At 28.9% G+C, this 13,620-nt stretch carries 8 protein-coding genes, 1 tRNA gene and 2 pseudogenes; 4 read left to right on the top strand and 7 right to left on the bottom strand.

The genetic code is table 11. The features are described 5' to 3' along the window. The 6 genes and pseudogenes from Q0733_RS12465 to Q0733_RS12490 all read right to left on the bottom strand — a co-directional run. Nucleotides 1-4,534, bottom strand: a pseudogene (locus Q0733_RS12465) (hypothetical protein); the annotation flags it as partial. 7 nt (nucleotides 4,535-4,541) lie between these two features. After that, a complete protein-coding gene (locus Q0733_RS12470) occupies nucleotides 4,542-4,754 on the bottom strand; it encodes a hypothetical protein (protein ID WP_298782597.1) in 213 nt (70 codons plus the stop codon). Between the two features lie 21 nt (nucleotides 4,755-4,775). After that, nucleotides 4,776-5,351, bottom strand: coding sequence for a hypothetical protein (locus Q0733_RS12475; protein WP_298782599.1), 576 nt, complete (start codon nucleotides 5,349-5,351; stop codon nucleotides 4,776-4,778). 453 nt (nucleotides 5,352-5,804) lie between these two features. After that, on the bottom strand, nucleotides 5,805-6,689 hold the full coding sequence (locus Q0733_RS12480) for a response regulator (protein WP_298782600.1): 885 nt from the start codon (nucleotides 6,687-6,689) through the stop codon (nucleotides 5,805-5,807). 2 nt (nucleotides 6,690-6,691) lie between these two features. Next, nucleotides 6,692-8,113, bottom strand: coding sequence for a sensor histidine kinase (locus Q0733_RS12485; protein WP_298782602.1), 1,422 nt, complete (start codon nucleotides 8,111-8,113; stop codon nucleotides 6,692-6,694). Between the two features lie 232 nt (nucleotides 8,114-8,345). Next, a tRNA-Leu gene (locus Q0733_RS12490) sits at nucleotides 8,346-8,427 on the bottom strand. 90 nt (nucleotides 8,428-8,517) lie between these two features. Between Q0733_RS12490 and Q0733_RS12495 the strand changes: the two genes are divergently transcribed. Continuing rightward, the gene (locus Q0733_RS12495) at nucleotides 8,518-9,906 is read left to right on the top strand and encodes a dipeptidase (protein WP_298782604.1); all 1,389 of its coding nucleotides are present in this window, start codon (nucleotides 8,518-8,520) and stop codon (nucleotides 9,904-9,906) included. A gap of 29 nt (nucleotides 9,907-9,935) precedes the next feature. On the opposite strand, the gene Q0733_RS12500 is transcribed toward Q0733_RS12495, so the two are convergent. Beyond that, complete coding sequence (locus Q0733_RS12500; protein WP_298782605.1) at nucleotides 9,936-10,565, bottom strand: peptidylprolyl isomerase; 630 nt, start codon at nucleotides 10,563-10,565, stop codon at nucleotides 9,936-9,938. Nucleotides 10,566-10,676: 111 nt separating this feature from the next. Here Q0733_RS12500 and Q0733_RS12505 point away from each other — a divergent pair, with 111 nt between their 5' ends. The 3 genes and pseudogenes from Q0733_RS12505 to Q0733_RS12515 form a co-directional block, all read left to right on the top strand. Further along, entirely contained in the window at nucleotides 10,677-11,051 is a 375-nt protein-coding gene (locus tag Q0733_RS12505) for a BlaI/MecI/CopY family transcriptional regulator (RefSeq protein WP_298782607.1), read from the top strand. Further along, a complete protein-coding gene (locus Q0733_RS12510) occupies nucleotides 11,045-12,826 on the top strand; it encodes a M56 family metallopeptidase (protein ID WP_298782609.1) in 1,782 nt (593 codons plus the stop codon). Before Q0733_RS12505 ends, Q0733_RS12510 begins: the two co-directional genes overlap by 7 nt. Before the next feature lie 84 nt (nucleotides 12,827-12,910). After that, a pseudogene (locus tag Q0733_RS12515) lies at nucleotides 12,911-13,579 on the top strand (DUF4407 domain-containing protein); the annotation flags it as partial. Nucleotides 13,580-13,620 lie beyond the last annotated feature (41 nt).

The raw sequence follows: 13,620 nt of genomic DNA on the forward strand, positions 1-13,620 counted from the left end.
TGATTGGAAAAACTGTGCTAGTCGTTCCCGTGATTGTACTTGCATCACAACTATCTGTCGTTGTTGGTGCTGTTGGTATTCCAATACATTCAAAACTTACATCGGCAAGTGTTGGTGTTACGGGTGCGGTGGTATCTGCTACAGTAATAATTTGAGAGTGTTCAGTTTCTAATCCACATGAATCTGTTGCTGTCCATTTTCTTGTCAAACTATAATTATTATCAAATGCTCCTGCAGTTTTTTCTTCAGTATAACTTACTGCCACTTCGTTACTTACAGGCAACAATGAAAAATTAATATCATGTAGACCAAAACCTGGAGTGCTATTCGTATTTACTACAGTATTTTGAATATCAGCTATTTCAAAAATTATCTCAATTCTATCTATTGGATCACCGAAATAAACTGAAATTACTTCTTGTGCTGCTTCTGTTCCAGTTGAGTCTGTTGAGTTTATACCTTCAATAACATTAGAAGTTATAATTTGTGTTCCACCACCACTAATGCTTGGCACTACTAATGTTGTTCCAGAATAACCATTTATTGTATACTTTTCATGTCTAAAAAATGCTTCATCATCATTTCCATCTATATCAAACATTTTAAAATTAACATTGTTTACGACTCCTCCTGTAAATGTTAAACTAGTAGTAATATTATTACTTGTATTTAAAGCAGAAATATTTGCTGAAATAATTAATGTTTCATCTTGTGCAGTTAAATCACCTTGATAAAAGTTGTTTACAATTGGTGTTGGAGAATTTAATGCTCCTGCAGAATCAATTATATCTATCGCTATACTAGTTCCATTAACATCCAACACTTCAGATGTACTCCCTATACCATAACCTGAAGCCCCTGTTGACTCATAATCTGACCAATCTAGTGTTTTATTACTTAAATCATCTGGGCAGTTATCAATTGCAACTAAAGTTGAAGCTGTTGGTATAGCATCACATTCTACAGTTATATTTTGTGGTAAAACACTAATAAATAAAGGTGCAACAGTATCTTCAACCGTTATAGTTTGCACCAAGTCTGTAGTTAATCCTGCACAATCGGTTAAGGTATATGTTCTAGTTACTATGTAAGGATCACCATTACAACCACTTCCTCCATTATTCGTGTCTGCCACTGTTACTATTACATTTCCTCCACAATTGTCTGCTTCATCTGTAACTGCTTCAATATCTGCTACAGGAACATCTGAAATACATTGAATACCAGTTATATCTGCTGGTGCGGTTCCTGTTGGTGCAACTGTATCTTTTATGTTAATCTTTTGGGCATGAGTTGTTATATTATTACATTGATCTGTTGCTGTCCAAGTTCTTGTTATTACAGAACTACCTGTACATAAACCTGCTTCGGTTTCCTCTGTATAAGAAACTGGCACAGTACTACTATCATTAGACATAAAAACAGATACAAACAGCTGGGCAATACTACCATTTGGTTCTTCTTGTTGTACAGCTAATTCAGTACCACTACCTCCATATATTTGACCTGCATAATTAATCGAACTTTCTCCTGTATTATAAACAACATAAGGATCTGTAATTGTTGTAACTATATCTGAAGATCCAAAAAAGTTAACTCCATAATCTGTTCCACCTGAAATTGGAAAAGGATGCAATTGATCTCCATCTCCAGAAAAAGTTAACTTTTCTCCACTTGATAAACCTGGATTACCAGATATTTGAAATGTAACATCATTTGAAAATGTAAGCGTAATTTTACTATTACTAATTTTAAATCCCCAACCATTATTACGTACTCTAGGGTTTACAGTTCCTGGAACAGCTTCTGTTGTAAGCGTAACCGTAACTCCTGCAAAATAATTGAAGAAATCAATTGGAGTACCGTCTTGAAATATATCAGTAACAAGAACATCTGAAAAAATAACACCAAATCCATCATTATTAGAGTCATAAGTATCAATAATTTTATCCATATCAAGATAGAAATCATTAGTTAAACTCTTAATGTCCTGATTTACAATGGTTGAACAATCTGCTGCAGTCAATACATCTGCAACAGGAATAGTATCTGTGCATTCTAAAGTTAAATCTGTTGGTAATGTTTCATTAAATGTTGGTCCATCCTCATCGTTTACTGTAATAATTTGTGCATCTGATGTGGTTTTATTTCCAAAATTATCAATAGCTACCCAACGTCTTTCAATTGTGTATTGTCCAAAACAACTACCATCTGTACGGGATTCATCTACATAAACAGTTGCAGTACTACAAGTATCTGTTGCTGTTATAGTAGTTGCAGCAGGAATATCATCTGTACATGAAACCGTAATACTTTCTGTAGGTGGTGTTGTATCAAATATTGGTGCATTGGTATCTGCAACAATTACGTTTTGATTTGCAGTAGTAGTATTGCCACTTACATCGGTAAATGTCCAAGTTACTACCGTGGTTCCTAAGGTGCTAATTGGAAAAACTGTTGTTGTCGTTCCTGTAATTGTACTTGCGTCACAATTATCTGTCGTTGTTGGTGCTGTTGGTGTTCCACTACATTCAAAAGTAACATCGGCAAGTGTTGGCATTACAGGACTTGTAGTGTCTTCTATTGTAACTGAAACTGTAGCTGAATCACAACTTGAAGCATTGTTAATATCACATATTTTATATGATATAGTATATGTATTTCCTACGGTAAATCCAGAAGCAATATCTACTGATCCATCTGCAGTATTTAAAGTTAAAATGTTTGCTGAATCAGGTGTAACTACAGTAATATTTGTTGTACTAATTGTTGCTGTTACATTACTTAAAGAATCGTTACTTAATACATTTAATACATTTGTACTTTCTTTTGGGCACACAGAAAGAACATCATCTTTAGCCTCTGGGCAATCTAAAATTGTTAAAATTACTGGAGTTCGAGGACTTTCACAACCTGAAGTATTAACCGCTACTGCATAAAAAGTAGTACTCCCAATTGAAGAAAGTGTTAAATCTGTTACCACATTACCACCTGTTGCTTCATCGTACCATTTTAATGTAGAACCCACTTCTACAGTTGCTGTTGCTGTTAATGTTTGAATAGTATCTGTTGCACACTCTTCTAAATCTCCACCACTTATAGGTGCAGTAGGTAGGGTGTTTATTACCGTAACTGTTGGGTCTAAAATTTCTGGATCATCTGGATCATCTGAAAATATCTCGTCATCAAAAATTGGGTTATTGGCTTTTAAGCCTGAAATGGATGCTTGATTTGTATACTCGGAATCTAAATTACAATCTACGGGTACTTTTACATCTATTTTAAAGCTACTTTCCCCTAAAGGAACATCGTCTATATCTAAAGTTGCAGTAGTTGTAGTATTTGTTGTACCTGTAATTGTTATACCTCCAGTAACATCATATGGATCTGATGCCCAAGTAAAACCATCTGTCAAAACATCTGAAAAGGTTAAATTATCTAACTTTTGTCCAGATTCATTATTAAATGTAAATGTATAGGTAAAAGTATCTCCTAAATTTACGTTTTTAACTGATGTAGATTTGGTAAAGCCCATTGTGTATACACAAGAACAACCATCATTATATTTCACTGAAGCACCAGTTCCTAAAGCAGTTACATCATTAGTAACAATATCAATTTTAACTAAAGTATTTTGGGTTGTTCCTGAAACAAAATTGCTATCACCATAACCTATCAATTCACCTTGCGTATTAAAATAAATAGCTCCGAAACCGTCATAATCAGTATTAATAGCACCTACTTTAGTAATTGCAGCAGTTGTTGGATCTATTTGATATAATCCTTTATTTGAAACCCAACCATAAAAGAGTCCGTCTTTAGGATTAAAAGCAATGTCATTCATATGTACTCCAGTTGTTCCAATTAAAGTAGTTGCTAAAGTGGTAACATCAACTTTATATAGTTTTCCACTGCTCCCTGTAACATATAAATCTCCATTATTATCAAAATCTCCTGCTTGATTATCCCCAGAAATATCTCCTGTTAATTCTCCTAAATTGTGTAAATCTCCATTATTATTAATTCTATAAAGGTATTTTGGAGTACCAGAGTGTTTTATAGCATAAATAAAATTATCTTTTATATTATAACCAATAGAATTAACAGAACTTGCTCCTTGAGAAGATAAATTAGAAATTTCTGTAAAAGTAACTGTAGTTGGATTTACACTATAGAATCTATAGGCTCCTGAAACATATAATGTTTGATAAAAATCTGTTTCCGAACATGCTATAGGCGCATAATCTGGGCAATCTGAATCAAAACTATCAATATATCCATCTCCATCATCATCAATACCATTACCGCAAATTTCAGTTACTAAATTACTTACAGGTTTAGTTGTATTATCTTCATTAACAATCAATTCACCTGATATAGCTGTTGTTTCAATTTTTGAAGCAATACTAGGTGCATTGTCTATAGTTATTTTGTTAATATATGTACTTACATCAAATACTCCTTGAGTTTTTGGTACAATAAAAAATAAAAGTGTTATTATTAAAATTAATTTTTTCGTGTTTTTCCCTACCATGATACACTTATTTTAAAATATTATTTACTAAAGTTGTATATATTTTCTCTTCTATTGTAGCACTACATACTTCTTGACTACTAGTATTATGAGTAATTGTTTCTATAGCACTAAATACATGACTTGTAGCTGTTGTATAACCTTGAGCCTGTATATTTTTGAGCAACAAACCCAAAGGCATAAATAAAATTTGAATTAAAAAGGAACTGTTCTGTTTCATATTTTTTTGTTAATTTTCTTATTATGTTCCCTTAGCTATTAATGTTTGAAAAGGGATTACAATACACTGTTCCAAACCTTTAATCAAAGGCGGCAGTCTATGCATAATATTAATTATTGGTCCTTTGCGATCTAAAATTTGTAGATCATCAGAAATAATTATATTATCAAAAATTGGGGGATTTACTTGTAAATCTGAAACAGGTATTTGGCCTACATACTCTGAGCTTAAACCGGTACCTAAAAGTACTCTTACGTCTATTTTATTACTATTTTGCCTTAGAGACATATTATTAACTAAAGTAGCTTTAGTTGTTATTCTGGTTAAATTACCATAGGGATTAAATACCCTACTAAAACGATTTGTTAAAACATTAGAAAATGTTAAATCATTTTTAAAGTGTGAAATAGATAGGTAATTAGAATTAAATGTACCTGAGCAGTTATTAAAAATATTTTGATTAGTTAAAAGGGTTGTACGTTTAGAAGTATCAAAAAAAACACTGACACCTAATTCAACTTCAGTCTGAATATCAAAAACAACTCTAAATGCATTAATTTTACTTGTTTTTAGAGCATATGTATTTACTCCAAACACGAATTGTGTTGTTGATATAAAAAAAAGCAAGGGGGATATTACAAAAATTAATTCTTTAATTTTCCTCCTCAATCTGGTATAACTGTTTTACAATATAATTCAACATAGCTATTTTATTAGTTTACTTAAAAACCTAGATTAATGAATTATAGCTTAACCATATACAATAAACTTAACTCCTTTAGAAGGAATAAGTATATTATTATTGTACGTAGTTAAAAATTGGGGAGCAACTAAAAAATTGGGGGAGTAAGAATTAAAATATATATACTCTAACTATCTTTAGTCTACAAATAAATAGACTTTACAAGTACTGAAGAAGTTATAATGCAATAAATAGGTTTTAAAATGCAAAAAGACTGTTTTTTAATGATAAAACCTATTTTCACAATAAAATCACCAACATAAACTAACTCATTCATATAAGTATAAAGCAAATGTAGAAAAAGATTATTATCTTATTTTTTGATATAAATTCTCTATCTTATGTTCTACATCTGCTTTGTACCTATCAGAGATTTCTAATACTTGATCAGCAACCTTAATATATTTTCCATTTATACGCCCTTGTAAAGAAAATTCAGAATCTATATTTACAATATAATAATCATTTATACGTACAAAATAATTTGGCATACTTTTTAATATAACTGACAAACTACTTGGAACTATATAAGATTTCTTTAACCAAGTTTGTATACGAGCATTATTTCTCTGTAATTTTACATATATTGTTTTATTACTATTTTTTGTTTTATCTTCATCCACTTCTTCAGAATCGGTTGTAAAAAAAGCAATTTCTTTTAATGCAATTGGCACCTGAGTTAGCTCATCTACACCTAATTCCTTAGTTTTTTTAACATAGTCTACATATGCCAAAATTGAATTTTTAATTATTGGAACTGGTTTCTTTTTATTTTGCTCAAGAACTGTTTGAATAGAACGAATTAATCGTTCTTCATCTAAATGAGGTTTGGTTTGAATAATCCTAAGGTTTTCTTCATTTAAATTAATCTTATTTTTTGAAATAAAATCTCCATGCTTTGTTTTAAGACCTTCATAAAAAGTTTGATTATCATCAAAATCAGTAACATATATAAATGGAATATTATATTTGCTACTTAAAAGCTCACCTAAATAAGTACCTTTGTGTTCTCCTTTTAAATCTATATCCAGTAAAACTAGGTCTGGTTTTATTTTATTAATATTAGCAATAGCCTCTTTAACACTTGGTGTATAATCTTCAACAGTATAATGATGTTCTTTTAAGAGCATTTTAATTCTTTTATAAATAAGCGACTTATCTTCTACAACAAGTATATGTCCTTTACTTTTCATTTTTATGCAACATTTTTAGGTAATATTATTTTCATTTTAACCCCTTTAGTACCACTAATAGAAAAAGTTCCATTATACTCCTTTGTTAAAAGTTGTATAGTTTCTAACCCAAAAGAATTTAAACTTTCTATATTAAAATCTTTAGGTAATCCTTTTCCGTTATCTACTAGTGATAAATGGTAGTTTTTTTTATCTGATTTTAAGGCAATATTAATAGTTCCTTTTTCATCTTCGATAAAAGCATATTTGTAAGAGTTAGTTACAAACTCATTAACTATAATTCCAACCGGAAATGAAATATTTGCCAATAAAGTTTCATTTTCATTAGTATTGTTATTAAGACAAATATTATTTTTAATATAAGACTCCTTTACATTTTTCACTAAAACATCAATATAATTTTTAGCATTTACAGAAGTTACATCGTCTTTTTTTAAAAGTTGCTTATGTATTTCAAACATACTATGTATTCTATTTTGCAACTCATTTAATTTATTGGTATATTCTTTATTTGGAAATTTACCTTTTGCCAAATTAATAAACAGGTCAATAAAGGAAAGATTATTTTTAATTCTATGGTGTAATTCTTTTTGAAGTTTTTCTATTAAGTTTTTTTGATGTTCTATATTTTCTTTTTGTTTATTAACAATTCTTTTTGCATTTATTTCCATTTGATAACGTTTCCAAATAAAAAAAGTGGAGATAGTAACAATTAATAAGAAAATAGCAAGTAATCCTTTTTGAAAATTAGCTTTATTAATTATCTTTTCTTGTTCTAAATAATCTTCTTTTAACTGTAATTTTTCTTTTAATTCTGAACGATATTTTACTTCAATATCAGAAAAATTGGTTACTAAAACCTTGTCTTGAATAGAGTTATTTAATTTTATTTTCTTTTTTAAATATTCAAGGCTTTTTTCATATTCTTTTTGCTTTTCAAATAATACTGATAAACCATTGTATATATAAAGTTTACATTCCTTTTTTTTATCTTCAGAATAACCATAAACTGAATAATTAATTGTGTCTTTAGCTAAATCATAAAGTGCTTTTTTAGCTTTACCGTATTGTTTCTCCTCTAAATAAATACTACTTAAAACTTGTAGTGCAGAAGTAACATTTGATTTTCTTTTTCTATTATCAATTGATTTGAGTATTAAATTACAGTATTTAATAGCACTGTCTTTTTCTTTTAATATATGAAACGATTTAGCAATAGAAGATAATAAACCATATTTATAATCTAAATCAGAGTTTGTTTTTTGATACTGAGCAAGTAATAATTTAAGTGTTTTAAGCCTTACTTCTTTGGAATTAGTATCATCTTTACTTATTACATTTTTTAAATCATCTATTTTTGAATATTGACCAAAAGCATAAAAAGAAAAAAAACACAATAAAATAGCAGCAACTTTTTTACACATCTAGAAACGTTTATTAATAAACTTTTTTAGCTATGGGGAAGTCTTAAAGTGAATCTGTAATATATGCAAAAATATGAAATTACAACTCAACGATTGTAAATTTTTTGTTAACAATAAGTATTCTAAATAGGAGCTGTAACTGCATAATACCAATATATAAAAACAAAAAAAAGAATTACAATTCGATTTAAAAAAAAATCGCTGTAAATCAATAGATTAACAGCGATTACTGTACAGGCGGAGAGACTCGAACTCTCACACCTCGCGGCACTAGATCCTAAGTCTAGCGTGTCTACCAATTCCACCACGCCTGCATTTCGGTTTGCAAATATAAACATTCATCACAAACTACAAAGAGGTTCATTATTATTTTTCTATTTTTGATATGAATTTAAAGATAACTAATGGATAACCTAAAAGCATACATAAAAAAACATCAACAAAGATTCTTAAATGAGTTAATAGAATTATTAAAAATACCTTCTATTAGTGCTGATAAAGCATTTAAAAAAGATGTTTTAGCTACAAGTGATTTTGTTTTAAAAAGCTTAAAAGAAGCTGGATGCAATAATGTTGAAATTTGTGAAACTCCAGGTTATCCTATAATTTATGGAGAAAAAATTACTGACCCAAAATTACCAACCGTTTTAGTATATGGCCATTACGATGTACAACCTGCTGACCCAGTTGAACTTTGGACTTCTCCTCCATTTGAACCTGTAATTAAAAAAACAGAAATTCATCCTGAAGGAGCAATTTTTGCAAGAGGTGCTTGTGATGATAAAGGACAAATGTATATGCATATAAAAGCTTTAGAATATATGACATCTTCAGGAAATTTGCCATGCAATGTTAAATTTATGATTGAAGGTGAAGAAGAAGTAGGTTCTGAAAGTTTAGCTTGGTTTGTTCCAAGAAATAAAGAAAAACTGGCTAACGATGTTATTTTAATTTCTGATACTGGAATGATAGCTAATGATATACCATCAATAACAACAGGTTTACGTGGTTTAAGCTATGTAGAAGTTGAAGTTACTGGGCCAAATAGAGATTTACATTCTGGATTATATGGTGGTGCAGTTGCAAACCCCATTAATATTCTAGCAAAAATGATTGCTTCTTTACATGATGAAAATAACAAAATAACTATTCCTGGTTTTTATGATAAAGTAGAAGATTTATCTGAAGAAGAAAGAGCAGAAATGGCAAAAGCTCCTTTTTCTCTTAAAAATTATAAAGAAGCATTAGATATAAATGAGGTATATGGCGAAAATAAATACTCAACTAATGAAAGAAATTCGATTAGACCAACTTTAGATGTAAATGGAATTTGGGGAGGTTATATTGGTGAAGGAGCAAAAACTGTTATTGCAAGCAAAGCATTTGCAAAAATTTCTATGCGTTTAGTACCAAATCAAGAATGGAAAGAAATAACTAATTTGTTTAAAAAACATTTTGAAAGTATTGCTCCAAAATCTGTAAAAGTAAAGGTAACACCCCATCATGGTGGCCAAGGTTATGTTACTCCAATTGATACAATAGCCTATAAAGCCGCAAGTAGAGCTTATGAAACTACTTTTGGTAAGGTGCCAATTCCTCAAAGAAGTGGCGGGAGCATTCCTATTGTTTCATTATTTGAAGAAGAATTAAATAGTAAATCTATTTTAATGGGCTTTGGACTAAATTCTGACGCAATACATTCTCCAAATGAGCATTTTGGAGTTTGGAATTATTTAAAAGGTATTGAAACAATACCTTACTTCTATAAATATTTAACTGAATTTTCAAAGTAAAAAAGAGAAGAATGATGAATCCAAAAAAATTACTTTTTTAATATATAAGCTTTATGAATAAAGTCTACTTTTGGGTAATTTTTCTTAATAAATTCATTACCATATTGCTGAATAGAATCTTGACGACGACCTAATTTATCTCCGTATTTATCATAAAATTTTAAAATAACATCAGCACCATTTATCACTTTTGCAACTACAGGAAAACCGGTAACACCAGAATAGGTTAATCTATCTAATCTATGATTCTCTTTTAAATTGATAAAAATTTGAGTTGTTCTTGTTCTCTTTCCTCCTCTTGCAAATGAAATAGTCATAGAATCGTTTTTAACAAGCACGGGCTCATCTTCTATTCCATAGTTTCTCCAGCTTTTATTTACTTCAGGGTTATCATGGATTCCGAATTGTGCAACAAAGTTTGGCACAACTCTATAAATTGGCATATTTGTATAAAAACCATTTTTAATTAGCGTATACAATCTATCAACACCTTTAGGAGACCATTCTCTTTTAGCAACAATATCAAAATTACCTTTGGTAGTTTCAAATCTAGCTTCAAAAACTGCAGGAGCAGTTTGTTTTGTCCATTTTTCTTTAAATAATTTCTTGCTACAAGAAACAAAAACAATGATAATTAATAAGCAAATATTTTTTCTCATTTTCTAAAATATATTTATACGAAGGTACTAAAACCAACTAAATTATTTTAATTCTACATTTGTAGAATTAAAATAATTATTCTATGTTTGTAGAGTAAAAATAAAACTCATATGCAATTATCTAAAACTGAAGAACAATTAATGCAATATTTATGGAAACGTAAAAAGGCGTTTTTAAAAGATTTGTTAGAAGATTTTCCAGAACCAAAACCGGCAACAACAACAGTAGCAACTCTATTAAAAAGAATTAATGATAAAGGTTTTATTGATTATAAATTATTTGGAAAATCGAGAGAATATTTTCCTTTGATAAAAAAAACAGATTATTTTTCTAATCATGTAAACGGGTTAATTAAAAATTTCTTTAATAATTCTGCAAGCCAATTTGCTTCTTTTTTTACAAAAGAAACCAACCTATCTAATGAGGAATTAGAAGAATTAAAAAAAGTTATAGATAGGCAGATTAAAAATCAAAAAAAATGTTAATATATCTTTTAAAATCAGTAAGTTGCTTGGCACTTTTATTATTTTTCTATCAATTTACTTTAGAAAAAGAAAAAATGCATAGTTTTAATAGGTTTTATTTACTAGGCAGTGTTTTTTTTTCATTTTTAGCACCTTTAACAACCATTACTGTTGAGGCAATTTCGGAACCTAATTCAGTAATACAAAGTTTTGAACAAACTTTAAATATTGAAAAAACAAATCCAATAATTATTGAAGACACCTTTAATTATAATCAATTATTTATAGGTATTTACTGTTTAATCTCTTTCGTTTTCTTAATCCGATTTACAAGAAACATATACAAAATTGTACAAAAAACTCTTGTAAATGAAAAAGTAAAACATAAAAAAGCAATCATAGTTTTAGTGGATGAGAAAATTTTACCACATACTTTTTGGAGCTTCATTTTTATCAACAAAAAAGAATATAAAAACGGAAATATTGAGGATGAATTATTTACTCACGAGCTAACTCACGTTACAGAAAAACACACTTTAGATGTTTTAATTATTGAGTTATTACAAACTTTTTTCTGGATCAACCCTTTATTTATTTTGTTAAAAAAAGCAATACAATTAAACCATGAATTTTTAGCAGATCAAACTGTTATTAATCAACATAAAAATACTTTCCAATATCAGCATTTATTACTCAACAAAGCTGCTTGGAACAACGAATATTACTTGGCCAGTAATTTGAATTATTCACTCACTAAAAAAAGATTAAAAATGATGACAGTACAAAGTTCACAAACAAAAATTTGGTTAAAAAAACTGGCGGTAATTCCGTTATTAACAGGATTTATTTTCCTATTTGCAGAAAAAGTTGAAGCACAAGAAAATATCGAAACAATTTATGAACAGCCTCAAAATCAAAAAAAAGATTCTGATCTAGTTATTAATACTACTGGTTTTACAGATATAAATGGTGAAAATCATTATTACGTAAAAACAAAAGATGAGATTAAATACTTTAATTATGAAGGTAAATTGGTAGATGAAAACGGAAAAATATTATCAAATACAAAAGTAAATGCAAGCGATGTAGTTCCCAATCAATACATCACAAAAATATATTACCATGATGAGTTATTTTGCGAGTTTAAAAATAATATACCAAAATCATATAAAAATGAGTTTGATCTTAAAGAAATTGTAGAGGAAAAAAAACAAGCAATAAATACTTCTATTACAAAATATCAAAAAAGAAACCAGTTATATGAAGCAAAAAGAAACCAAAAACCTCATTTTTTAAAAAGCACAAAAAAAAGGCAGAAGGGTTTAAAAGAAGAGTATTCTTTATTAGGAAATTTATATTCTAAATTGTCTAGTAAAGATAAAAAAAAGACTAAAAAACCTATTCAACCTCAATATCCTTATTTAAAATTGATGAAAAACAATAAGGTTTTTTATAAATTAAAAAGTGATTTAACAAAGAAAGATGAATTATTAATTCCACCTCCACCACCAAATCCGAATGCTTCTAAGGAAGAAATTTTAAGAGCTAAAAAAGCATATGAAGCTTGGAAAAAAAGAAGCGGAAATGACTTTGTACCAAAACCTCCAAGGAATCATTTGGATCAAGTAATAAAAATGGCAAAAAAAGGCGCTAAATTTTACTTTGAAAAAGAACCTATTAATTCTGACAAAGCAATTGAAATACTAAAAAAGAATAAAAATTTATCAATTCATTCGGAAAGCACAAACAATAGCAATTATAAAGTCTGGATTTCTAAAACCCCTATTAAAGATTAAATTTTAAAACCCTCGAATTTCGAGGGTTTTTTATGTAACAAATTCAGCACAAATACGTTTTAATAGTATAAAAATTAAAATACTGTGCTTAAAAAATTCTTCCTTACTTGTTCTGGCGTAGACAAAAACCTCATAGAAAACTGTTCTAATGGCGAACAAAATAAATATGTGGGTATTGGTGCCACCGTTTTTTTTACAGCCGTTATGGCAACAATTGCAGGCAGTTATGCACTTTTTACTGTTTTTAACAATTTCTATACAGCTATTTTCTTCGGATTGATTTGGGGAATATTAATCTTTAATTTAGATCGCTTTATTGTTTCTACAATAAAAAAATCTGATTCTAAAATCAAAGAATTTTTACAAGCTTCTCCAAGAATTTTATTGGCTATTATTATTGCCATCGTAATATCAAAACCACTAGAATTAAAATTATTTGAGAAAGAAATCAATCAAGTTTTATTGACCGAAAAAAATCAAATGACATTAGACAATAAAATACAAATTGCACAACAATTTACACCAGAAATTGCTGAAATAAATTCAGAAATTAATAATCTAAAAGCAGAAATTACATCTCAAGAAATAAAAACAAATACTTTATATGAAACGTATATTGCAGAAGCTGAAGGTAGAAAAGGAACCAAAAAATTAGGAAAAGGTCCTGTTTATAAAGAAAAAAGAGAAAAACATGATGCTTCTTTAGCGGCTTTAAATGCTGCATTCAAGTTGTTAACGCAACAAACCGTTGCTGATTATTTATGTTACTAAGCTACAAATTTTAGTTCAAAATT

The sequence above is a fragment of the uncultured Polaribacter sp. genome (assembly GCF_947500975.1).
In the GTDB taxonomy this organism is placed as follows: Bacteria; Bacteroidota; Bacteroidia; order Flavobacteriales; family Flavobacteriaceae; genus Polaribacter.